We start from the raw sequence: 24,008 nt of genomic DNA, 5'->3' as shown, positions 1-24,008 counted from the left end.
GTATGATTACATTCGACCATTCTCCGACAGTATATTGGCTTATTGGCTATATATTGGCAGGGCTAGTCGTTCTTTCAAGCAGTTCCAAACGAGTTTCAACTCCATTCTTTCTACTTAGCTGCATTCTGTTACTAGCTTTCATGCGGCTGCCGGTTATTGTTTTCAATCGGGAGCTCAATGCGGATGAAAGTCAGATGCTGAGCCACGCAATCACACTTTTTCAGGACCCGATTTATTGGAGATCGGTTGACGGCACGACCATCGGTCCGCTCGACAACTATGTATTAGTGATTCCAAAACTGCTTGGTTTTCAAATCAATTACACCTCTGGAAGAGTCATGGGCCTGTTATGTTCAGCTGGTTCGTTGATATTTTTATTTTTTACATTGAAAAACTGGTTCAGTTCCAATACCGCACGGCTGCTTGCACTTATTCCGCTTATTTTTTTGTCTTTCACACAAGAGGTGGACTTTGTTCATAATTCCAGCGAACAACTACCGGTATTTTTACTTTCGGTGGCAATTTGGCTGCTTTCAAGGTTTAAGCTCTCCCAAATCTCCGTCAGGGCAAATGCTTATTCCCTTGGATTTGTAGCAGGCGCCATTCCTTTTGCCAAACTTCAGGCTGTGCCGTTAGCGTTGGTGATTGCATTGGCAGCAGGTTGGTTCTGCTATCTTCAATTTCGTCAAGTCAAAGATTATCGTCCGCTCATTGCATTGATTTTAGGTGGGTTCACTTTTCCCCTGGCAGTTTTACTCTGGACATTGTCATTTCACGTTTTCACCGACCTGATTGACTTCTATTTATTAGGAAATGCGATATATGCCGGTGGCCCCGGACTCACAGGAATTCCTTCACAGTTTTTAAAGATATTTAAGCTTTCCCTCGACTTTCAAATATTCACACTTGCATTAAGCGTCCCGATTATCCTTGGATTTATAGCGTTTGTCAGATTACCAAAAAAGAAAACTGAGGATTATGAAGTGCCTGTGATTATTTGGTTACTGGTTCTTTCCAGCAGTTATGCAGTTACCAAATCGGGCAATGACTTTACTCATTACTTCAATTTCTGCATCATTCCCTGGACGTTATTGGCGGGTTATGGGATGATGAAACTTGAAAAATTATCTTTATCATTTTCTGCGATCATTTTACTTTGGTTTGCGGGAAATGATGCTTATTACTTCGTGAAAGAGCGGCGGCTTAATCACTTTTATTCAGTAAACGCAACCGGTCTGGGACAAAGCCCGGTTGTAAAAGAACTTAAAAAGTTTAGCCGAGAAGGCGACTATATGGCCGTGTGGGGTTGGCAATGTACTTATTATGTAGAAGCGCAACTGGCACAGGGAACGGCCGAAAATCATTCCGAACGTTCGATATTCGGCCATGCCATGCAGCAAACTTATCGCAGCAGATATCTTTCTGATATTCAGAGGACTAAGCCTGCCTTTGTATTGGATGCGGTTGGGAAAAATAGTTTCTGGGTTCAAAACAAAACAACCCAGGGCATTGAAAGTTACCCGGAGTTGTTTCAATATGTCCGTAAAAACTATACGTTTGCGGGAAGCTTCGATGATACCCGACTTTTTATAAGAAAAGACCGGCCCAGATCAAGATAAAACATCTGTCCGCTCAGCGGTTTCTGCCTGCAACAGGTCGTTTAAAGTTGTCTTATCTAATACTTCAAGGTTTGCATCCCGCCATTTTTCGAGGACAGTACGCAGGCTGCATGACTCTTCGTCCTTGCAATCATCACAACGCCCGTAGAAAAACATAGAAACGCAAAGAGCTGGTGCGATTGGGCCGTCGATTATCCTGAGAACTTTCGAAAAATTTACTTCGCCCGGAGGTACTCTTAGCAAATACCCGCCACCCTTGCCTTTTTGACTTTGCAACACGCCATTATTCCGAAGATCAAGTAAAATTGCTTCCAGAAATTTTTTCGGAATCTTCTCTTTCTCAGCAATATAGGAAATCAGCACAGGGCCTTTCCCATATTGTTCCGCCAAAACTTTCAGGGCTTTCAGGGCGTATTTGGCTTTTTTCGAAATCATTGTTGGTCAATTGTACTTTTTAGAGGAATTAGTATGCGTGAAGATGAATTTGTTCCAGATCTCAATAAACGATTAATTCTAAATATCGAGCTTTTATTGGAAGATCATACCATTTGCAGAACATAATTTGCCCTTGCAATAATTCCGCGAATAAATTCGCCCTTCACTAGTTACGGGGCGGTTTGCCTCCATTAAGCAAGCCCTGCATTCTTTCCAATGTTTTCTTTTCTCCACAAAGTGACAAAAATGCCTCCCGTTCCAGATCCAGCAGATACTGTTCCGTTACATTTTGTGCATAGCTCAAATCCCCGCCGTTGATTACATATGCTAATTTGTTAGCGATCTTGGCATCGTGATCGGAAATGTAATTCGCAATGCGCATTTGTGCGATCCCTGCCATAAATAACGCAATACCGGTTTTTCCCTGCACTTTGATGTCAGCGCGCTGCTTGGGCTGGGTGTAACCATTATCCGCAAGTTCAATCGCCGCTTGTTTTGCCTCCGCGATTAATCTTGACCGGTTCAGTACAATCTGATCCTTTTCCTGCAAATAATTCATTTCCCTTGCTTCCTGCGCAGAAGTGGAAACTGTGGCCTGTGCAATGTTCATAAAAGCAGTTTGCAGAATGTTCAACTCCGTGTCTCCCGTCTGGTACATATCCGAACATCTCAATGCCATTTCTTTGGTCCCGCCGCCAGCCGGAATGACACCCACCCCAAATTCAACCAATCCAATGTATGTTTCCGCATGCGCAACTACCTTATCTGCATGCAGGTTAAGCTCGCAGCCGCCGCCCAAAGCGAGCGAATGCGGGGCTGTCACGACGGGGATGGAGGAATAGCGCGCGCGCATCATTGTCTGCTGGAATTGCGCAATTACCATGTTAATCTCATCAAACTCCTGTTCAATGGCATACATGAAAAGCATGGCCAGGTTCGCACCAGCTGAAAATGCCTCACTGGATTCATTTCCAATCACGAGGCCACGAAAATCTTTCTCGGCAATGCTAATCCCTTTCTGGATTCCCTCGATAACTTCGGAACCCATGGTATTCATCTTGGACTTGAATTCCAGGTTCAGAATTCCGTCGCCCAGATCGTATAGGTTTGCCCCGGCGTTTTTCCAGACAATGTTGTGCGAAAAGTTGCTCAGTAAAATGAAGCTATCCTGTCCCGGGACTTTTTTGTAGGATTTGGAAGGAATGTCATAATATAATCTGCTACCTTTTTCAACTTTATAAAATGATTCATTGCCTGCTTCCAGCATTTCATGAATCCAGGCTGCCGGTTTCAAATCCAGGGTTTCCATGATGCCCAGCATATTTTTCACGCCAATCGCATCCCAGGTTTCAAAAAGGCCATATAGCCATCCAAAACCTGCTGAAATAGCCTGATCGATCCTGAAAATTTCATCCGAAATTTCCGGAATGCGCAAACTGGCGTATCTGAAAAGGTCGGCGAAGGTTTTTCTGTAAAATTCACCTGCCTTATCCGCTCCGGCCAGCAGCACCGGAAACCGTTCCAAAACGTCACTTATCGCTTTGGTCCCTTCCAAAGTGTCAAATTTGACTTTTTCGGAAGGCTTGTATTCCAATGTGGAGAAGTCCAAAGCAAGAATGACCGACTTACCTTTTTCGTCCTTAATTTTTTTATAAAATCCCTGTCCGGTTTTATCTCCCAGCCATTTATTATCAAACAACTTTTGCATAATCGAAGGCAGCACAAATGCATCCCGTGACTCATCATGACCTTCCCCAGAACTATACAGATTATTGGCCACGTGAACGGTGGTATCCAATCCCACTACATCGGACAAACGATAGGTCCCCGACTTCGGACGTCCGGCGACAGGTCCCGTGAGCTTATCTACCTCATCCACCGACAATTGCATTTCCTCCGCGATGCGTATCGTCTGGATCAATGCATAAATGCCCAGACGGTTGGCAATAAAACCCGGGGTATCCTTGCACAAAACGGTCGTTTTTCCAAGGAATAGCTCTCCATAATGCATTAGGAAGTCTATCACACGCTGATCCGTATCGGCAGTCGGAATGATTTCCAATAACCGCAGATACCTGGGCGGATTGAAAAAATGAGTTCCGCAGAAATTCTTTCTGAAATCCTCGCTCCTACCCTCTGCCATCAGATGAATCGGGATACCTGATGTATTGGAAGTGATCAAAGTGCCTGGCTTGCGTAGCGCATCAATTTTTTCATGAAGACTTTTTTTTATGTCGAGCCTTTCTACGATCACTTCGATTATCCAATCAGAATTTTTAATATCAGCCAGATTATCATCAAAGTTCCCAAGCTTAATGCGGGAAGCAAATAAGGGGCTATAAAGTGATGCGGGTGTAGATTTTAAAGTTTGCTGAAACGAATCGTTGACAAGGCGGTTACGAAAAGCAGGATGTTCTGTGGTAATTCCCTTCACTTTTTCGGCTTCCGAAAGCTCTCTTGGAACAATATCCAATAATAAGACTTCCACGCCAATGTTGGCAAAATGGCAGGCTATACGGGAACCCATAATCCCCGATCCCAGGACAGCTACTTTACGAATTGAACGGTTCATTTTTTAAAGGTTTGGTTTGGGTAGTTGTTGGCTTCGGCTTCAACTTGTTTTTCAGAATTCTTCTTCGGTATCGCCGATTTCTCCGGCTTTTAATTTCTGGTTTTCTTCTTCGACGAGTTTATTGATATCCTTGATCACTTCGAAAAAGGTAACCAGCTTGTCCAGAGGGATTTTATCGCGGATCATGGTATTGAATGAAATGACACCTTCACGGGCCATCTCGCGCTTTTCTTTTCCTAGTTCTGTCAGTACGATCCGAACAAAACGCTTGTCGCTTTCGCTCACTTCGCGTTTGATCAGGCCCCGTTGTTCCAGATTTTTCAGCATCCGGACGAGGCTTCTTGGTTCCATGCCCAGAAGCGGTGCAATTTTAGTCGCAGGAGTTCCTGTCTCGATATCAATGTTGAGGAGGACATAACCTACGGCCATGGTGGTGTCGAAACGCGCGGCGTAGGCATTATACATTCTGGAAATAGAATGCCAGGCCCATTTAATCTGGAAATCGATTGTTTTTTCCTTGCGCATTGTTTCAGAAAGCCGTGTATTGGAGCAAATGCCTTATACACAAATGTAAGAAATCACGGCAGTATTATGCAAGCATACTACTTTTCAGCGATGAGCTTATCCATCAGGCTATTGAAGTCGGAGACGAATTCATCGTAGTATTTACCTGTACCCGGACCAGAAAAGCCGGTGTGGATTTCACGGACTTTTCCTTTTTTATCAATGAAAATCGTTGTGGGATAAGACATTACCTTATTTAGCATTGGTAATGCTTTGGCAGTGGCTTCATCGGTATTGGTACCGGCCAGCAAGATCGGATAGTCAATGTCAAACCGACTAATCATGCGCCTAATCTTCGGATTAGCCACTTCGGGCTTATCTGAACGCTCGAATGAAAGTCCAACCATCTCTACGCCGCGGTCTTTATTTTTCTGATACCAAGGCGCCATAAAATTGGTCTCGTCCATGCAATTGGGGCACCATGAACCCATGATTTGGATAATTACAGCCTTGTCCTTAAAGCTCGGGTCTTTTAACGACCATACCTTTCCATCCGAATCCGGAAAACTGAAATCGACTGTTTCAAAACCTGGCTTTAAAAAGGTCAGCTTGGCCGCGTCCGGAAGCTCCGCTTTGGGATCCAATCGTGCCTCCCATGTTTTATAAGCCTTCACTCCCGACCATAAAGAACCTTTCAGTATCCCATTTTCACCAATAGCCGCCTTGAACAATTTGGCATTGGATCCGTCAAATGTGGAGAGGAAAAGACTGTCGCCATTTACACTTCCCGTTAAGAACCGATAGTCCCCGGTTGTAGTCAGAAAAGACCCGGTTACATCTGTTCCGGTTTGCGTAAAATTGCCTACTGCCTGGGTGGAATCGCCTTTGTCATCCATAAAAAACGTAGCCCATTTCCCGGTTACATTCTTTGAAGATTTGGCTTCCCCACTTTTGAAGAATTTATAGCTTTCTCCTGCTTTTGCTTCGAATGGCAAAGATCCGGTAATAACACCATTTGCTACCCGATAATAAATTCCTTTCAAAGATTCCGGTTCTGCCTTTGCGATTATTTTGGCATCGAAGAGCTGCATTGGGATTACGATGGAATCGTTTTCGAAATAGGCCGAATCGAGCTGCAATTTTTCGGCTCCGTTCAGCGCAAAAATGGTGTAGGTTTTCCCGTCAGGGTTTTTGGTAATGTCAAGAAGGAGTGGAAGCTGCTGGTTTTCGCGGTTTAATGTTGCGCGCCAAACGCCGTTTTTTAATGTGGGATCGGCAGCAGGTTTGCAGGCAAATTGTATTAAACAAAACAACGTTACCGCGGCGGAAATGATCAATCTCATAAACAGTGGGTTAACATGAATACGTTAATGTAGCAATAAAATTAATTCCTTTATTACCGGTAATTCCTACGCATTAAAATTGCTAAGTTTGTAACTGCCTCCCGGCAAAAATAAGTTCCTGCTACATTGCTTTTAACAAATGAATCCACTAAGTACTTATCATGAGCCTGTCATGTTACAGGAGTGCCTGGAAGGTCTTCTGATACAACCCGACGGCATATATGTGGATGTTACTTTTGGCGGAGGAGGCCATTCGAGGGCAATTCTCGACAAACTGACCACCGGTCGTCTTCTTGTTTTTGACCAAGACCCGGATGCCGTTGCTAATGCAGAAGAATTCAAGGATGACAAAAGATTTACCTTCATCGCAGCCAATTTCCGGCACCTGAAACGTTACCTAAAATTACACAAGGCTGAGAAGGTAAACGGTATCCTGGCAGATTTGGGCGTTTCATCACACCAAATCAATACGCCCGAAAGGGGTTTTTCTACCCGGTTTGATGCCGAGCTGGATATGCGGATGAACCCGGCAAACGAAAAAACCGCTCGGGAAGTGATTAATACAAGATCAACAACGGAATTACAGCGGATATTGGGCATGTATGGCGAGGTGATGAATGCGAAAACAGCTGCCGAAGCCATCTTTTCAGCCAGGCATAATTCCCAGATCGAGACTGTGAATGATTTGAAAGACATTCTCATGCGTTATGCGCCCAAACACCGGGAAAACAAATATTTCGCCCAGGTCTTTCAGGCATTGAGAATTGAGGTTAATGATGAACTGAGCGTGTTGGAAGAGTTTCTGACACAAGTTCCGGAAGTGCTGAATCCGGGCGACAGGCTGGTTGTGATGTCATACCATTCCTTGGAAGACAGGCTGGTCAAAAATTTCATTCAGAAGGGTAAATTTTTCGGGGAAGTGGAAAAGGATTTTTACGGAAATGAAATCAAACCGATGAAAAGCGTCACCCGGAAACCTGTCGAAGCCACGCCGGAAGAAGTTGCAATAAACCCCAGGGCGAGGAGCGCGAAGCTGAGGGTGGCTGAGAAGATTTAGTGAAAGTGGTCATTTGTAGTCATTGATGGTCATTTATTGTTTTAAATTATTATATATCACCATAATAACTACAAATGACTATATATGACCATTAATGACTATTTCTGACCACATATAACAGTTGACACCCCGGAATCATGGCAGAAAACAAAAAGCGACCGAAGCCGATACCGCCCAAGCCTCCAAAACGGAAGCGGGAGTATCCTTTATTCAACTGGCTAAACAAATTTTTGCCGTTAGACCGTGTTTTCGGCGATAATCTGCCTGGGCATGAGGAGCGCCTTCCGGTGAAATATTTCTATTATTTTGGTTGGGTTGTTATTTTGCTGGTGGCGTACGAAAGGATTGGGTTTCAGTCCGAGCAATATGTTCGAAACAGCATTAAATTAAAAAAAGAAGTGGATGATCTGCGGGCAGAATACACGTCCATTCACTCCGAATACATGAAGAGCAGAAAGCAATCGGTGGTTATTGAAAAAGTAAAAACCGAGGGATTAGAGGAAAACCTGATGCCGCCTAAGAAAATTGTTATCAAGCAAGTTGAAGAATAGCAATCATGAAGAACGAAATTGAAAGCGGTCAAAACAATAAAAAAGCTTTAATCGGTCGCGCTAGGACCGTTGGCTGGATGCTTCTTCTACTGGCTATCCTGGTTTTTGTCAAACTGATTCGGGTGCAGTATTACGATGAGTTTAAAGGGAAAACATGGGCCGAATACTCGGTTAAAAATGACCTTAAACTGGATACGATTCCGGCCATGCGAGGGAATATCTATTCCAACGACAATAGCCTCCTGGCAACTTCCCTACCCTATTATTTCATTGGCCTTGATACCAAAACATCCGATTCCGCTTATTTCTATGCGCATGTAGATGAGCTCGCTTCTCTGCTTGCCAAGAGCTTTCACGAAAATGACGTTGCAGGTTATCGACGAAAGATCATTAGTTATAGGGTAAGCAGGAGCAAGCGCTACCTGCGTTTGAAAAATAAGGAAATCAGCCATCTCGATAGAGAAAAAATAAAGAAATGGCCGTTTTTCGTAAAAAACCGCAAAGGCGGTGGCGGTAAATTCGAAACGATTTACAAACGCTACAAACCATTCAGTCCAATGGCCGACAGGACTATTGGCGGCATTGATCCTAAGAGCGGACGCGGATACATTGGCCTTGAAGCTAGTTTTGATAAAAATCTTGAAGGAAAATCGGGTATTGGCTGGGCTGAAATGGTCGAAGGTGGAATAAAAATTCCAGTTGGCGATGCATTGAATGTGCAACCTGAGGCTGGAAGGGACATTTACACTACCCTGGACATGAATTACCAGGATATGGCTGAGATTGCATTAAGAAGAAAACTCAAAGAAATGGATGCCGACTTCGGCTCGGTAGTGATCATGGAAGTGAAGTCTGGCGAGATAAGGGCAATGGCTAACCTGACAAAACGCGGTGAAAACAAATATGAGGAAGTTTTCAATTATGCGCTGGCAGGAAGCAATGATCCCGGATCGACGTTTAAGCTTGCGACCATGATGGCGTTGCTGGAAGAAACGCATATGGACCCGGATAAGATCATGGTGAACACGGGTACCGGCGCCATGCCATTTAAAAACCACGTGATCCGGGATGCGCACAGAGGCGGTTTTGGAACTATTACGGCTTCTGAGGTTTTGGAGAAATCATCCAATATAGGGATCGTGCAGCTGATGCTCCGCTATTTTGCAAGCAAGCCCGATAAATATCTTTCCTATCTCAAACAATTTCACCTCACCACGCCCACAGGCATTCACATGAAAGGTGAGAAGCCTCCACTTATTCGTGATCGCAGTTCCAAACATTGGAGCAGCTATTCACTTTATTTCATGGCGCATGGTTATGAAATGCAAATGACGCCCCTGCAAACACTTGCGTTGTACAATGCAGTGGCTAATGATGGTTACTGGGTAAGGCCGATGATCGTTCGGGAAGTGCGGAATGCGGAGGGAATAGAAGACAAAATACCTCCGTACGTGGAAGATCAGCCGATTTGTTCGCCTGAAACGATAAGGAAAGTGAAAAAGATGCTGCAAGGAGTTGTTAATACCGGCCTAGCAAAACACATTAAAAGTGATCTCTACGAAATTGCAGGGAAGACCGGGACAGCCCGGAAACTGATCAACGGGGTGTACACTGAGGGCAGGAACTATACCTCTTTTGTAGGTTATTTTCCTGCGGATAAGCCCAAATACAGCTGCATTGTGATCATTGACAACCCGAAAAGTAAAGGCGCCGATTACACCCGGTATGCGGGAAGCGTTGCAGCGCCGGTCTTCAAAGAAGTAGCGGATAGGATTTATGCTTATGATGTCAATATCCAGAAGCCCGTAAAGGATTCTATCCCAGAGACTTCGAAAGACGTGAAATGGGCTGGAAAAACATCGGAATTGCGAGTGATCAGCAAAGAACTGAAACTTACCCCGGTACCCGAAGATACCGAATACGCCTCCGCCTCTCTTTTCAAAAAAGGAAAAACAAACTGGCAATCCCGGAATATTAGCTTAAGAGATATCCCCAATCTGCAGGGAATGGCCATGCGTGATGCTTTGTATATCATGGAAAATAAGGGTTTTAAAGTAAATTTCCGGGGCTCAGGAAAGGTAATTGAGCAATCCTTACCCCCCGGCTCCAATGAAGCTGGCGCAAAAACAATCCTTTTAACATTACAGTAATTCCATTTATGGAAATCAATCAAGAGAAGAGTCTGAGCAGTTTGCTGGCAGAGGTGAAGGACGCGCAGCTGTTTGGGCAAGTGGATATTGTTGTTAACAATATCATTTTAGACTCAAGAAAAGTACTACCCGGCAGCTTGTTCGTCGCATTAAGAGGCACTCAAACAGATGGTCATCAATACATAGGCATGGCCACAGAACTTGGCGCTGCCGCGATTCTTTGTGAAGAATTGCCCGAAAATAGAGTTACCGGAACAACATACATTCAAGTACCGGATTCTGCGGAGGCTATGGGGCACATTGCTTCGGCATTTTACGGACATCCTTCGAAAAGTCTGACGCTAGTAGGCGTTACCGGGACAAACGGAAAGACTTCCGTAGCCACATTTCTTTTCCAATTATTCAGGGCATTGGGGTATAGGTGCGGCTTGCTTTCGACCGTGCAAAACCAGATTGAGGATAAAGTAATTGCCGCAACGCACACCACTCCCGATTCCACTGCTTTGAACGAGCTGCTTGCCCAAATGCTGGCAAAGAAATGCAGCCATGTCTTTATGGAAGTGAGCTCGCATGCCGTTGCTCAGCACCGCATTACGGGTTTACAATTTGCTGGTGGCATTTTTACCAATATCACCCACGATCACCTCGACTTTCATAAGACATTCGATAACTACATTAAGGCGAAAAAAGGCTTTTTCGATGCGCTTCCCAAGACCGCATTTGCATTGGTGAATGTAGATGATCGCAGGGGAGCGGTAATGGTGCAAAATACCAGCGCTAAAATAGAAACTTACTCGCTTCAGACGCTTGCAACCTTCAAAGGGAAAGTAATTTCTGATACGCTGGCGGGAATGCATATGGAGATCAATTTACAGGAGGTATGGTTCAGGGTAATTGGGCGATTTAATGCGTATAACCTGCTTTCGGTTTACGGTGCTGCGCTTCTATTGGGAGAAAAAGCTGATTCTGTCCTAACTGAACTTTCCAATTTGAAAAGTCCTCCGGGAAGGTTCGAGCAATTTCATTCTGATGATCACGTTGTCGGCATTGTAGATTATGCCCACACGCCGGATGCATTGGAAAATGTTTTGGAAACGATTGCGCATTTGCGAAGCGGAAATGAAAAGGTGATTACGCTGGTCGGATGCGGGGGAAATCGGGATGCTGAAAAAAGGCCGAAAATGGCTGAGATTGCTTGTAAGTATAGCAATCAGGTCATATTAACCTCCGACAATCCCCGCTTTGAAGATCCGTTGGACATTCTGGACCAAATGAAAAAAGGCGTCCCTCCTTTGGATTATAAAAAAACGAAAGTGATCGCTGATAGACGAGAGGCCATTTTTAAAGCGGGTTTAGAAGCGGAGTCAGGTGATATTATTCTTATTGCAGGAAAAGGGCATGAAAATTACCAGGATATCAAAGGTGTAAAACATCATTTCGATGACAAAGAGGTTTTATTGGAAGTATTTGAAAAACGACATTCCAATTAAAAGTTTCCAGGCCTTTTGTGTAATCTCCGAAATAAAGCAACTTTGCAGCCGTCACTCCAATAAGCAATTTCATGCTCTATTATCTTTTTGAATATTTAGATAAAAATTTCAACATCCCTGGCGCAGGGGTTTTCCAATATATCTCATTCAGGGCATTAGGCTCTACGGTTTTATCCCTTTTTATAGCTGCCACTTACGGAAAGACTATCATTAATTTCCTCCGGAAAAAGCAAATGGGGGAAAACATCCGTGATCTTGGACTGGCAGGTCAGATGGAAAAGGCCGGAACCCCTACCATGGGCGGCTTCATTATTTTAGCATCGCTATTAATTCCCGTCATACTTTTTGCAAAACTGACTAATGTATATATCGTTCTGCTGATCATTACCGCTCTTTGGACTGGAATGATTGGCTTTATCGATGATTATCTTAAGAAATTTAAAAACAATAAAGACGGGCTTCACGGGCGGTTTAAAATCGTAGGACAAGTAGGATTAGGCTTGATTGTCGGCATTACGCTTTCGTTTAATGACAATGTGAGGATCCGCATTTACGATAAACCATTACTAAGTTCTAATCTAGGCGAGATACAGCGGTATCGCGATATCATCCATCCCACGGTTACCACCATTCCTTTCACCAAAAACAATGAATTTGATTACAAGGCGCTGCTTTTTGGCCTGCCAGAAGAGTACACCTGGATCATTTACACCATTGTAGCGATTTTTATCATCACCGCAGTTTCCAACGGTGCAAACATTACAGATGGAATAGACGGATTGGCTGCAGGTGTATCAGGGATCATTGCGCTCACATTGGGCGTTTTGGCTTATTTGTCGGGAAATACCAAGTTTTCACAGTATCTCAACATCATGTACATCCCAAACTCGGGTGAGCTCGTGATTTTTTGCGCGGCATTTATCGGGGCCTGTGTTGGGTTTTTGTGGTATAATGCGTATCCAGCCCAGGTTTTTATGGGTGATACGGGAAGTTTGATGCTTGGGGGAGTGATTGCAGTGGTTGCGCTGGCCATTCGTAAAGAATGGCTTATTCCGATTATGTGTGGAATTTTCATTGCCGAAAACCTTTCGGTCATCCTGCAAGTCAGCTATTTTAAATACACCAAAAACAAATACGGGGAAGGAAGAAGGATCTTTTTGATGTCGCCCCTACACCATCATTATCAGAAAAAGGGCATTCACGAGTCGAAAATTGTAACTCGTTTCTGGATTGTGGGAATAATCCTGGCAATTATGACATTGGCAACGTTGAAATTAAGATAGAATTTAAGGGAGGAAGGAGGACATGGATGAAGGGGAATAGACACTGCGTCAAACCTTTCGTCCCTTTACTCCTTCCTCCCTTTTCTCCTATCAAATCTATCTACCAACGGCTTCGCTGTATCTTCTCGGATCGTAACCTTTCGCGAATAGCGGGTATTGGTCAAAAATACGTCTTACGACACTTCGGTAGTGATTATTGGAATTTTCAACTCCCTTGAAGATTCCAGACGCATAGCCTCTCCACACAACCTGATCGCTTTCAGCATCAATTAGAGAGACTATCAATGTTCCTTTATCTAATGCATATTTGATTGGTTCATATCGAAACCCGTCATTTTCAGTGTCCACCCAGTTCTTAATCACCGGCTGCATATAACCCTGATAGCGCAGGTTATCGTAGAAAATTCCATAATTAACCAGCAGAGTTGGTTTCTCGGCAGTTAGCTTGTAACCCCTAACCTGCATCTGACGACGAATCGCCTCATAAATTTCGGTACAAAGATTATTGGTATCTCTCTCACATTCAAGAAATGTATAGGAAGAATAATCTTTAAAGTTGGTTTCGTAGCTATAATCATGCTCCACAAACACTTTCCGACCACTTGAGCAGCCCGCAATTATAACTACCAGAAAAACAGCGGAATAAGTAAAAATAGACCTCAGCATAAGCATTTAATTTGTCAGGTTTTATATATATATCAGAATGTTTCAATACTTGGTTGATCCTGCAATAACTTGTTTACGAGACCTTTCAAAATTATCCCAAATAATAAGCTATTGATTTACGCATTTCGGAAGCAGTAACTACTATATCATAAGCACATTGCCCTGCTCCATTTAGCAGTGAAAACCTCACTTCTTTTCCTTTGTTTTTCTTATCCTGGCGTGTCAAGGAGATTATTTTCTCAACATCATCCGGTTTTATAGCCACTTTGCCATATGTGGCAAAAAGAAATTCTTCAATATTTGTCAGCGTTTGCTGATCTATCATTTTCCTTGCAAATGAGAGGTAACTCTCCATGATCATGCCAACTGCAATTGCCTCTCCATGAAAAAGTCTTTGGCCAGCTGGCTTATTCAAAAAGCACGTTTCCACTGCATGCCCTAATGTGTGTCCGAAATTTAGAATTTTCCTTACTCCTTTTTCAGTCGGGTCTTGCTCCACTACCCGCTGCTTAATTTTGACCGAATGACTGATAAGGTCCTCCCAGTTCTGTTCCTCAAAATCCTTATACCTGATCTCCTCCCACTTTTCCTTATCCGCTATCAGACAATGTTTGATGACCTCTGCAAATCCTGAACGCAACTCGCGCTCTGGTAAAGTGCTTAAAAACTTCGGATCGATGAGCACGCTCTTCGGAATGTTGAAGACGCCCAGATGGTTCTTAAACCCTTGAAAATCAATTCCCAATTTTCCTCCTACACTCGCATCAACCTGGGATAACAACGTCGTCGGGACCTGTATAAAATCTATTCCACGTTTGTAAACTGCTGCGCAAAATCCCCCCATATCGCCGATCACTCCTCCTCCTAAATTAATAACTAACGCATGCCGGTCTAATTCCTCCTTTGTCAGTATTGCCCAGATTTTTTCGCAAGTTGCCAGTGTTTTTTGAGACTCTCCGGGCAGAACGGTTACCACACTATGTCTTGGTAAAACCGCCTTCAAAGCTGGATAACAATGCTTTTTAGTATTATTATCGACTACAACAACTACCTTTGAATATTGAAAAGAACTCAAAAATCCCGATAAGCTTTCGCCCAAAGGTGCAATTACTACTGACTGATTCATTCGAAACTTGAATTGAGACTGGCTCACCACACATACGATGAGCACACATAAATGGATGCGTAGACTTCGTTCTTTCTGAAATAATATTCTGGAAATCTCTTTTAAAGATAGGAATTATTATGTTTACCAAATAAATAATTAGGTTTTGTATCCTAAGATATTTTCTATAAACCACATTTTTGATTCAACTTTCTTGCCCAACGACTGGTTTACATTTTATTTTGTAAAATTGCGATTTTGAATAACCCGTTTTTGTAACCCATTAAAAATTTAATCTCGACGAATGAGTGCTCCACTGATTTCAGGAATTCAACAAGTAGGAATTGGTGTTCAGAATGTGCCCGACGCATGGAAATGGTACCGTAAGGTCCTAGGATTTGATGTTCCCGTGTTTGATGAAAAGGCGGATGCACCGCTGATGATCCCTTATACCGGCGGTGAAGTTCACCAAAGGCATGCAGTGCTGGCGATCAATATGGCGGGAGGCGGTGGTCTTGAAATCTGGTCATTCACAAGCAGGACTTCGCAACCTCCAAATTTCAAAATTGAGCCGGGTGATCTTGGAATCAATGCAATACGGTTTAAAGCCCCCGATGTTAAGAAAGCGCACGACTGGGTTAAAAGTAAATCCAAAGAGGCTGTCGGCCCATTGGTGAAATTGCCGGAAGGGGAAGGATTTTGGGGTAATGACCCTTACGGAAATGCCTTTCAGATCACCAGTGACAATTCCTGGTTCCAAAAAACAGGTAAACCGGTAGGTGGTGTTGCAGGTGTTGTGATTGGGGTTTCGGACATTGACCAATCCGTAATTTTTTACGAAAACCTGTTGCGGCCATTGGAAGTTGTGTATGATCTGACAGGCACATTCGACGATATTCCAGCATCCATTCCCAGCCAAAAGTTCAGAAGAATGTTACTGCGCAAAAGCTTCACGCCTGACGGTGCGTTCAGCAAGTTACTTGGCGACATCCAGATTGAATTGATACAGACATTGGACAGAACGCCTAAAAAGATATTTGAGAACCGATACTGGGGAGACTGCGGCTACATTCATTTGTGTTTTGACACTCTGGACATGAATGCGCTCAAAACAAAGCTGCAATTACAGGGTTACCCCTTTACAATAGACAGCGAAAGCTCTTTCGGCATGGAATCCGCTGCAGGCCGGTTCGCTTATCTTGAAGATCCGGACGGAACATTGATCGAACTCGTGGAAACGCATAAGGTACCAGTTCTGAAGAAAATAGGCTGGTTTCTGGATATTCAAAAAAGGAAGGATCAGAAGCCGCTACCGGATTGGATGCTGAAGACGATGAGTTTGAATCGGGTGAAAGATTAATTCCAACAAATTTACTTCGATTTTCCCAAATAACCATGTAAATTTATTCTTCAAAAATAAAATTACATGGTTAATGATAAATCGCTCGATTGAGCAGGCTGTCTTGCGCTCTCTTAGCTTCTTCCCGGCCGTCGGAATTTTAGGTCCCCGGCAGGTGGGAAAGACAACTCTTGCGCAGAAACTGATGACTGAGTTACAAAAGCCTTCGGTCTATTTTGATCTTGAATTAGCAGAAGACTTTGAAGCTATCTCACAAAATACTACATGGCTCCTAGAAAATAACATTGACAAAACGATTGTAATTGATGAGGTTCAAAGGCTACTGCCTTTGTTTACACAATTAAGAGCTATTATAGATCGAAAAAGAGAGGCAGCGCGGTTCATTCTGCTAGGGTCTGCTTCTCCGAGTTTTTTGCAAAAAAGCTCAGAATCCCTTGCGGGCAGAATTGCATATCACGAATTATCACCAATACTGACAGTCGAAGCTGCATCTACCGAAATTCCCTGGCAACAGCACTGGCATCGCGGTGGATTTCCGGATGCCTTACTTGCACCTGACGACGGTTTCTGGTATCAATGGCAACAAAATTTCATCAAAACGTATGTCGAACAAGACCTGTCACAACTCGGCATAACCATGTCAATACCTCTGCTGAATAATTTTATTCGTATGATATCGCATGTTCACGGATCCCTTCTTAATTATGTAACAATCAGCAATTCTATTGGCATTTCAAATATCGCGGTTCGTCGCTATCTGGAAATTCTTGAACAGGCTTACCTCGTGAGACGGCTCGAACCTTGGTATGTAAACATGAGCAAAAGGATCGTAAAATCGCCGAAGATCTATATCAGGGACAGTGGAACCCTGCATTTCCTCCATAATATCAGGACGTTCGACGATCTGATTAAGCATCCCGTTTCTGGTGCATCATGGGAAGGCTATGTGCTCGAACAGGTCATTCCTTTACTTGACCCCGCAATACGCCCGCATTTTTATCGGACTTCAAACGGAGCCGAAATGGACTTAGTTTTGGTTGATGGGATTACTCCTGTGGTTTCAATTGAAATAAAGATATCCTTAGCTCCTGCATTAAAAAGAGGATCAACAGAATCAGTGAATGATTTGAAAACTAAAAACAATTTTGTTGTCACTCCAAAGGGTGGAAATACATCAATTCGTCCGGGCTGGATTCATTGTAATGTGGTGGAATTAATTCAAAATCTGCAAACGTTAAAATTTGTGAAGTATTAAAACTTTGCAAGTCTTAATACTTACTCCCAACCCAAGCCAGAAGCGGAAGTGCAATAAACAGTCCCAATCCTGCAGTCCAGCCGGCAATAAATCCCAAAATAACAGAGAGCAAGCCGACTATTACGGGATATAGGTAGATCAAAAGTCCAAATAATACCGAATCATAAAATACCGTCCGCGCTGTTAGTTTGGCTGACTTATTTTTAAAGACGGAAAGCAGCGGCCGATGAATGGTCCGCCCGATTACACCGATTGCTTGCAGCAAAACATTTCCCTTGCCCGGAGCAGGACAATTTTCAAAAAAAGCATTCAACTTTTGAAGTTGCTCTGCTTTGGGCAGGTCACCGGGAATGGTCAGAATTTCATTATTCATTCTCTTTTCGAGAATTTCATTGAACTCGCGCAGCCATTTTTCGTATTCCTCAGGGTTGGTCGCGATATCCGCCTGGCTAATCGCGTCGCCGAATTTGAGGGATACACGCTTTCCAAACCCACGGAAATGTTCGTAATTAACACCTGTTGGAATTACTTTCATTGTAGGCACTGCATCTTCTCCGTACCAAGTCTTGTGGGCCATTCTTGCGGTTCCTTTGCCTAATGGCCGTAATTTCCATTCATGAACACAAACACCTTCTGAAAAAACCAGAACCGGAGACCCTTTTTTCAATGCGTTATGGCTTTCGTCCGCGGTAATTTCATGATTCTTAAGATATTGCCGACCTTCGGATCCCCTAAAAACCGGAATGAGATTGATCTGACGCAGCCAGAAAGCGACCTTCGGATTTTTGAAAACATCCCCTCTTGCCAGCGTATACATAGGCTTTAGAACGGAACCGATCACCAATGCATCGAAAAACGAGTCAGAGTGATTGGAAGCAAAAAGTAAAGGCAGCTCCTGAGGCAACTGTTTATACCCGGTGAGACAAAGTTTTTTTAGGTAGATCGGCAAAGCAAGCCTGATCAGAAAGCGCGAGAAGTAGTAAAACAAAATCTAAAAGGTAAGTTTTTGTAAAATTATAAGATTATTTTTTATTCGGCTTGCTCATGCAGCGGTATTGCACACCTGCGAAGTTGCTACCTTTGGAATAACATAACTCCACGGAGCAAAGCATCAACAATGCTGAAACCTAATGCTTATTTGTAATGCGTTTAAAAGATTATCCCGAAATTATCCGTCAGGCCTGGGCCGGTTTTGATAATTCGATCGGAGTAAAATTTGTGGAGGATATCAGTGCCAAAGTATCAACTAACCATGTTTTCAGGGTTACACTGGACAATGACGATGTAGTCGTTGCAAAGCTTTCCTATTTTGGTAAATACGAACATTTCAAGGAAGATCACCGGATCATTCAGACGCTATCCAATAATTTGCTTTATCCGTTTGAAAACGTCCTCGCCAAGTCGCTGGTTAAGAATAATCAGGTTTATACATACCGTTATCAGGAAGATTTTGTGGATACCTGGGTTGTTTTTTACAATCCGATCCGCGCCATGAACCGTTTGCCGAGGAGGCTTAATGAAGATCAGATACGCAAATTAGGTACTGAGGCCGCAAAATTCCATCAGGCTTGTTTTAGAGCAGGTAAATCCATCCCCAAATCATCCAAAAACCTGCGGACAGATATTCAGCATTTGCTCGAAATCCTGGAAAGCGACACGGGGAAATATGAGCACCGGGGTAATATACATATCCTGGAAAAGCAATGTGACATTTTCATGAAAAACATCCAGCGCCTGAACCTGAGCTCGTTTGACCTGATGCCTGTTTTTATGGACTGGAACATCGGCAACTTTTCTGTCACGGATGATCTGAAATTGTTTTCACGCTGGGATTACGACTGGTTTCGGGTTTCTTCCCGTGTAATGGATTTTTATTTTTTCAGCCGGGTGGTTTCTAGTGTTGGTGACCGTACTGTTTTCAGCTATCTTATTGGCCCGCTGATGGAAGACCGGTTTATGATTTTTTTACAGGAATACCATAAAGTATATCCATTGACAGAGCGGGAAGTGCGGTTTATGAAAGAGGCTTACCGCTTTTTTATTCTCAATTATGTGATCAAATATGGAAAATATTTCTTCCATCGGTCTTATTGCACCAAACTACAAAAAGAAGCCTACGAATTATACTTCCCATCCATTGATGGGTTTGATGCCGAAAAAATTTTAAGAGCATTAAAAATTTAAAAGCACCGTTACCCTGAATTACTCAAAGACACCAACTCTATGATCCTCGACAATTTTAAATCTGTTATCTCCAAATATGATGTAATTTTCTTTGATGCTTTCGGTGTCCTTAAAACCTATAATGGGCTGATCCCTGGCATTAAAAATACATTTGCTTATCTGAGGGAGACAGGGAAAGATTTTTATGTGGTTACCAATGATGCCTCAAGAGGGCCTGAGGAACTTGCCGAGAGTTATGTTAAGTTGGGTATAGATGACGTCACGCCGGACAGGATCGTTTCATCAGGAATGCTGGCCCGGGAATATCTTGAATTAAAAGTCAGAAGCGGTGTTGTTGCTTATCTGGGGACCGAAAATTCTGCACATTACATCGAAAGTTCTGATTTAAAAACACTTTCCATCCGGAAGCTGGACTTAAGTGACATTAATGATATTAATGCATTGGTCTTCCTCGACGACGAGGGTTTTAACTGGAACACGGACCTTACTAAAACCCTGAATTTGCTGCGGAAACGAAACATTCCCGTTATCGTGGCGAATACAGATAAAACCTATCCGGCTTCTAAAACCCGGCTCTCTATTGCTGTTGGCGCATTGGCCAAAATGATTGAGGATACGATCGGCCGTCAATTTATTAGGTTTGGAAAGCCTGATCCCCAAATGTTTATTTTCGCTTATCAGCACATTAAAAACTATCCCAATGTCAGCAAAAGAGACATTCTAATGGTCGGCGACACTTTGCATACCGATATTTTAGGTGGCAATAAATTTGGCCTGGATACCGCATTGGTTCTAACTGGTAACACCCAAGCCGAGGACGCCGAAGTCAGGATCCGGGCGACGGGGATCATACCTACTTACATCTGCGTTTCAGCGGTGGTTGAATAGTAAGGTTAGGCAATTTTTTTATATTTATTAAAAACACAATGATTATGGACTCACGGGCAATTCAAATTACTGAAATTGAAACACCGCTGGAAGAGTCCATGTCATTGAACCATTCCCGTCTGACTTACCGCATTAGCGTCCTGTTATCCGCTTACGACACACAATTTGATATTATGCCAGAATTGGAACTGGAATTAATTGAAGGGCGCGGCAAACCGGATATCTCCATTTTTCAAAATTTAGTATTCAACTGGGAAGAGACATTATAAGGTATCCAGCCCCGCCAATCACTGCTATTGAAATCCTATCCCCAACGCAAGCTTATGATTCTTTAACCAGTAAGATTCGCAAAACATACTTCCCAAGCGGCGTTAAATCTGCCTGGATCGTCATGCCTTCCGTCAAAAGCATTCAGCTGTTTATTCCAGATCAACCTGTTAAGTGGTTTACTGAAACTATTTTCAGCGATCCGGTGAACGGAATTGAGTTGGATCTGAAGATGGTTTTCAGATAAAAGGCGATAATGAAAAGCTGCGTGATAAAAAACTGCACAACCACCAGACTTTTTCGCATGGATACCTTTCCGGCTTTTTGCGTCGTCAATTTACCTTTGAGGGCTGCAACCGGATTAAACCGAGCGAGAATATCCGCAGGATATAGTCCCGTCAGCAAAATCACCCCGACTACTAAGGTGCCAAACCATTTAAATGCATTTGGATTCAAAAGATCAAGGACTGAAATGTTCGCGTGAAGCATGGACAATGCCTGATTAAGCATTGGTAGACTTAGCTTCGTAAAAATTAGGGCAACGACAAAAGCACCGAGACAAATGATGGCTGTTTCCAGCATAAACTGTCCAATTAGCTGTCTCCGTGTACTCCCCATTGTTTTGCGAACACCCACTTCCCTTGAACGTTTGATTGCCTGAGCCGTAGAAAGATTGATAAAATTGACGCTGGCTGCCAGCACCAGAAATAACCCAACACCAATCAATGCATATAAAATAGGTTTTGGTGCCGCGCCATATCCGGGCGCGTGAAACATTTCGCTTAACGGAATCGCTCGGAAGCTGTAAGCCTTCGCGTCGTTGGGCCTATAATGTTTTTTCACATTTCAGGAAAGCTGCTGGTCAATCTGGAAGGCTCTGTTCCCTCCTTTAATGTTACCCAGCACATGGTGGATGGTTCGGCCCAAACATTGAGCATATTGGTATCGCCATAAAATCCTGGTATCGTGGAATATGAAATCAGGACATCATAACGAAGCTGCGTATTCGGCGGAGGATTTTCAATAATTCCTGTGACGGTTAGATTCACTTTATTATCAAACCGCAGGATTTCTCCCATTACATTTTCACGTCCAAAATACTTTTTCGCATAATCCCTGGATAAAACAACCGTATTGGGAGCGGACAGCGCTTGTTTCGCATTTCCGCTAACCCATTTGGAATCGAAAACATCAAAATATTCAGGTTCTGTAAAACAAATATTCCTTGATTCCTCGAATTTTTTGCTGCTACCACCCTTACTATCAGGGACAGCGATAACCGATCCGAATAAATTATTCAGTCGAACAGAACTTTCTACAAAAGGATATTCCCGTCGCAAGATTTCACCCATTGGGCGAGGCGTAACATCCGTTTGCTGAATTTCATCATCAATCACATCTGTAACAATCCAGAAAATACGATCTGCCTTTGAATGATAGCGATTGAAGCTATCTATTTGTCTTCCATTTTAAAAAAGTATTCCCTTGCCCGTTGCGCCTCCTGGGTGAATTCCTGCTCTTTACCCAATGTTTTCAAAATTAGTGATCGGTGCTGATGGCATTGGGCAGCCACATAGGAGTCTGGAAATGAGCGGGCAGACCTGGTGAATAAAATCATAAGCCGTGTGCACAAGCATTAAAACGGCAATGATTTATTTCTCCGATTTCCTGCTATTTTTGCCAAAAATCGTCCTATTAATTACTCTAATTACACACACATGTTCGCTAAAACTTATGGTAGCGCCGTTTTCGGTGTGGATGCGCAAATCATCACGATTGAAGTCAATGTGGGCCAGGGCATTGGCTTTTTATGGTTGGACTTGCCGATAGTGCGGTAAAGGAAAGCCAGCAGCGCGTAGAAGCCTCTCTCAAATATTTTGGCTACAAAATGCCGCGGCAAAAGTTGGTTGTTAACCTCGCCCCTGCCGACATTAAGAAAGAAGGCTCATCGTATGACTTGCCAATTGCTCTTTGCACCCTCATCACCTCCGAACAACTTAATTGCGAGCTCAATACAGAAGACTACATTATCCTCGGCGAACTTTCTCTGGACGGCATGCTCAGGCCAATAAAAGGCGTACTTCCCATTGCAATTGAAGCACGAAAAAAAGGATTTAAAGGCTTGGTACTCCCCGCTGAAAATGCGCACGAAGCTGCCATCGTCAATAACATCGACGTTATTCCGGTAGAAACGCTGACCGACGCCATTGCCTTTTTTGAGGGGAAGCTTCACATTGAGCCATTGGTTGTGGACACGCGCGATTTGTTTTTTACTTCTCAAAATGAATATGATGCTGATTTCGAGCATGTTCAGGGGCAGGAAAACATCAAACGTGCGTTGGAGATAACTGCCGCAGGCGGACATAATGCAATCATGATCGGGCCACCAGGAGCGGGGAAAACCATGTTAGCAAAGCGAATTCCTGGCATATTACCTCCGTTGAGCCTACCCGAAGCCCTCGAGACCACTAAAATTCATTCGGTGGCTGGAAAACTTGGAAAGCAGGCAACGCTTGTTTCCCGCAGGCCATTTCGTTCGCCGCACCATTCAATCAGCGACGTGGCATTGGTGGGCGGAGGCAGCTATCCACAACCCGGCGAAATATCCCTGGCGCACAATGGTGTACTTTTTCTTGATGAACTCCCTGAATTCAAGAGAACGGTGCTTGAAGTAATGCGGCAGCCTTTGGAAGAACGGAAGGTAACCATTTCCCGGGCAAAAATGTCTGTTGAATTTCCTGCCAATTTTATGCTGATCGCCAGTATGAATCCTTGCCCGTGCGGCTATTATAATCATCCGGACAAAGAATGTGTCTGTGCTCCAGGCGTCGTCCAAAAGTACCTGAACAAAATCAGTGGACCCTTATTGGACCGCATTGACTTGCACGTGGAAGTAACTCCCGTATCATTCGACCAGATCTCGTCCACCCGAAAATCGGAAAACAGCGAGCAGATCAGGGAACGGGTTATCAAGGCTCGCAAGCGGCAAACTGAACGTTTTAAGGATCGGAAAGATATTTATTCCAATGCCATGATGACGCCTGAAATGGTGAAGGAAATCTGTGTGATAGAGGATGTCGGCAAAGCATTGCTGCGGAAAGCAATGGAAAGGCTGGGCTTATCTGCCAGGGCTTATGACCGCATTTTAAAGGTATCCCGCACCATTGCCGACCTGGCCGGAAGTGATGATATCAAGGTTGAACATTTGGCAGAAGCAATTCAATATCGGAGTTTAGATCGGGAAAGCTGGGCTGGGTGAACCATTTGAAACCAATTTTT

The 24,008-nt window shown here is 43.6% G+C and carries 22 protein-coding genes and 1 pseudogene; 13 read left to right on the top strand and 10 right to left on the bottom strand.

Annotated features, from left to right (window positions below; all coding sequences use genetic code 11):
* Window positions 1-2 precede the first annotated feature (2 nt).
* Window positions 3-1,619: a hypothetical protein gene (locus FHS68_RS00750; protein ID WP_167266215.1), complete on the top strand. Its 1,617-nt coding sequence runs from the start codon at window positions 3-5 to the stop codon at window positions 1,617-1,619.
* On the opposite strand, the gene FHS68_RS00745 is transcribed toward FHS68_RS00750, so the two are convergent.
* The 4 genes from FHS68_RS00745 to FHS68_RS00730 all read right to left on the bottom strand — a co-directional run bounded on the left by FHS68_RS00745 (window position 1,611) and on the right by FHS68_RS00730 (window position 6,473).
* Window positions 1,611-2,054, bottom strand: coding sequence for an RrF2 family transcriptional regulator (locus FHS68_RS00745; RefSeq protein WP_167266213.1), 444 nt, complete (start codon window positions 2,052-2,054; stop codon window positions 1,611-1,613). The genes FHS68_RS00750 and FHS68_RS00745 overlap by 9 nt on opposite strands.
* 166 nt (window positions 2,055-2,220) lie before the next feature.
* Window positions 2,221-4,626 (bottom strand): 3-hydroxyacyl-CoA dehydrogenase/enoyl-CoA hydratase family protein, encoded by a 2,406-nt coding sequence (locus tag FHS68_RS00740; protein ID WP_167266210.1) that lies wholly within the window; start codon window positions 4,624-4,626, stop codon window positions 2,221-2,223.
* A 51-nt stretch (window positions 4,627-4,677) separates the two neighbouring features.
* On the bottom strand, window positions 4,678-5,151 hold the full coding sequence (locus FHS68_RS00735; RefSeq protein WP_167266208.1) for a MarR family winged helix-turn-helix transcriptional regulator: 474 nt from the start codon (window positions 5,149-5,151) through the stop codon (window positions 4,678-4,680).
* A gap of 77 nt (window positions 5,152-5,228) precedes the next feature.
* The gene (locus FHS68_RS00730) at window positions 5,229-6,473 is read right to left on the bottom strand and encodes a peroxiredoxin family protein (RefSeq protein WP_167266206.1); all 1,245 of its coding nucleotides are present in this window, start codon (window positions 6,471-6,473) and stop codon (window positions 5,229-5,231) included.
* A 139-nt stretch (window positions 6,474-6,612) separates the two neighbouring features.
* Here FHS68_RS00730 and rsmH point away from each other — a divergent pair, with 139 nt between their 5' ends.
* From rsmH to mraY, 5 genes are all read left to right on the top strand, one after another.
* A complete protein-coding gene (rsmH, locus tag FHS68_RS00725) occupies window positions 6,613-7,530 on the top strand; it encodes a 16S rRNA (cytosine(1402)-N(4))-methyltransferase RsmH (protein ID WP_229211731.1) in 918 nt (305 codons plus the stop codon).
* A gap of 137 nt (window positions 7,531-7,667) precedes the next feature.
* Window positions 7,668-8,081, top strand: coding sequence for an FtsL-like putative cell division protein (locus FHS68_RS00720; protein ID WP_167266203.1), 414 nt, complete (start codon window positions 7,668-7,670; stop codon window positions 8,079-8,081).
* 5 nt (window positions 8,082-8,086) lie between these two features.
* Window positions 8,087-10,231 carry a PASTA domain-containing penicillin-binding protein gene (locus FHS68_RS00715; protein ID WP_167266201.1) on the top strand — a complete coding sequence of 715 codons (2,145 nt, stop codon included), beginning with the start codon at window positions 8,087-8,089 and terminating at the stop codon, window positions 10,229-10,231.
* A gap of 8 nt (window positions 10,232-10,239) precedes the next feature.
* Window positions 10,240-11,721 (top strand): UDP-N-acetylmuramoyl-L-alanyl-D-glutamate--2,6-diaminopimelate ligase, encoded by a 1,482-nt coding sequence (locus tag FHS68_RS00710; protein ID WP_167266198.1) that lies wholly within the window; start codon window positions 10,240-10,242, stop codon window positions 11,719-11,721.
* Between the two features lie 71 nt (window positions 11,722-11,792).
* The gene (mraY, locus tag FHS68_RS00705) at window positions 11,793-13,004 is read left to right on the top strand and encodes a phospho-N-acetylmuramoyl-pentapeptide-transferase (RefSeq protein WP_167266195.1); all 1,212 of its coding nucleotides are present in this window, start codon (window positions 11,793-11,795) and stop codon (window positions 13,002-13,004) included.
* A 96-nt stretch (window positions 13,005-13,100) separates the two neighbouring features.
* Here mraY and FHS68_RS00700 read toward each other — a convergent pair whose 3' ends face one another.
* Both FHS68_RS00700 and aroB read right to left on the bottom strand, forming a co-directional pair.
* Window positions 13,101-13,676, bottom strand: coding sequence for a DUF4136 domain-containing protein (locus tag FHS68_RS00700; RefSeq protein WP_167266193.1), 576 nt, complete (start codon window positions 13,674-13,676; stop codon window positions 13,101-13,103).
* Window positions 13,677-13,761: 85 nt separating this feature from the next.
* Entirely contained in the window at window positions 13,762-14,796 is a 1,035-nt protein-coding gene (gene aroB, locus FHS68_RS00695) for a 3-dehydroquinate synthase (RefSeq protein ID WP_167266190.1), read from the bottom strand.
* 283 nt (window positions 14,797-15,079) lie between these two features.
* Between aroB and FHS68_RS00690 the strand changes: the two genes are divergently transcribed.
* Window positions 15,080-16,135 (top strand): VOC family protein, encoded by a 1,056-nt coding sequence (locus FHS68_RS00690; RefSeq protein WP_167266189.1) that lies wholly within the window; start codon window positions 15,080-15,082, stop codon window positions 16,133-16,135.
* A 73-nt stretch (window positions 16,136-16,208) separates the two neighbouring features.
* Window positions 16,209-17,390, top strand: a complete 1,182-nt coding sequence (locus FHS68_RS00685) for an ATP-binding protein (RefSeq protein WP_167266187.1) — start codon at window positions 16,209-16,211, stop codon at window positions 17,388-17,390.
* A gap of 13 nt (window positions 17,391-17,403) precedes the next feature.
* Here FHS68_RS00685 and FHS68_RS00680 read toward each other — a convergent pair whose 3' ends face one another.
* Entirely contained in the window at window positions 17,404-18,378 is a 975-nt protein-coding gene (locus tag FHS68_RS00680) for a 1-acyl-sn-glycerol-3-phosphate acyltransferase (protein ID WP_167266185.1), read from the bottom strand.
* A gap of 155 nt (window positions 18,379-18,533) precedes the next feature.
* Between FHS68_RS00680 and FHS68_RS00675 the strand changes: the two genes are divergently transcribed.
* Genes FHS68_RS00675 through FHS68_RS26710 form a run of 4 tightly spaced genes read left to right on the top strand, consistent with a single transcriptional unit; the run spans window position 18,534 to window position 20,976 of the window.
* The gene (locus FHS68_RS00675) at window positions 18,534-19,574 is read left to right on the top strand and encodes an aminoglycoside phosphotransferase/kinase family protein (protein ID WP_167266182.1); all 1,041 of its coding nucleotides are present in this window, start codon (window positions 18,534-18,536) and stop codon (window positions 19,572-19,574) included.
* A 39-nt stretch (window positions 19,575-19,613) separates the two neighbouring features.
* Entirely contained in the window at window positions 19,614-20,462 is an 849-nt protein-coding gene (locus FHS68_RS00670; protein ID WP_167266179.1) for a TIGR01459 family HAD-type hydrolase, read from the top strand.
* A 44-nt stretch (window positions 20,463-20,506) separates the two neighbouring features.
* Window positions 20,507-20,731 (top strand): hypothetical protein, encoded by a 225-nt coding sequence (locus FHS68_RS00665; RefSeq protein ID WP_167266177.1) that lies wholly within the window; start codon window positions 20,507-20,509, stop codon window positions 20,729-20,731.
* Window positions 20,707-20,976 carry a Uma2 family endonuclease gene (locus FHS68_RS26710; protein WP_167268649.1) on the top strand — a complete coding sequence of 90 codons (270 nt, stop codon included), beginning with the start codon at window positions 20,707-20,709 and terminating at the stop codon, window positions 20,974-20,976. The genes FHS68_RS00665 and FHS68_RS26710 overlap by 25 nt, the downstream gene beginning before the upstream one ends.
* Here FHS68_RS26710 and FHS68_RS26310 read toward each other — a convergent pair.
* From FHS68_RS26310 to FHS68_RS00645, 3 genes are read right to left on the bottom strand one after another with little or no spacing between them, the layout of a single operon-like run.
* Window positions 20,892-21,572 (bottom strand): ABC transporter permease, encoded by a 681-nt coding sequence (locus tag FHS68_RS26310; RefSeq protein WP_167266175.1) that lies wholly within the window; start codon window positions 21,570-21,572, stop codon window positions 20,892-20,894. The two genes, FHS68_RS26710 and FHS68_RS26310, sit on opposite strands and share 85 nt — an antisense overlap.
* Window positions 21,569-22,186, bottom strand: a complete 618-nt coding sequence (locus FHS68_RS00650; RefSeq protein ID WP_167268647.1) for an ABC transporter permease — start codon at window positions 22,184-22,186, stop codon at window positions 21,569-21,571. Before FHS68_RS00650 ends, FHS68_RS26310 begins: the two co-directional genes overlap by 4 nt.
* A complete protein-coding gene (locus FHS68_RS00645; RefSeq protein WP_167266172.1) occupies window positions 22,183-22,347 on the bottom strand; it encodes a hypothetical protein in 165 nt (54 codons plus the stop codon). Before FHS68_RS00645 ends, FHS68_RS00650 begins: the two co-directional genes overlap by 4 nt.
* A 100-nt stretch (window positions 22,348-22,447) precedes the next feature.
* Here FHS68_RS00645 and FHS68_RS00640 point away from each other — a divergent pair.
* Window positions 22,448-23,988: pseudogene (locus tag FHS68_RS00640) on the top strand (YifB family Mg chelatase-like AAA ATPase).
* The last annotated feature ends 20 nt before the right edge of the window (window positions 23,989-24,008 follow it).

The organism is Dyadobacter arcticus (assembly GCF_011762185.1).
In the GTDB taxonomy this organism is placed as follows: Bacteria; Bacteroidota; Bacteroidia; order Cytophagales; family Spirosomataceae; genus Dyadobacter; species Dyadobacter arcticus.
This window is presented reverse-complemented; position numbering and strand designations above follow the sequence as displayed.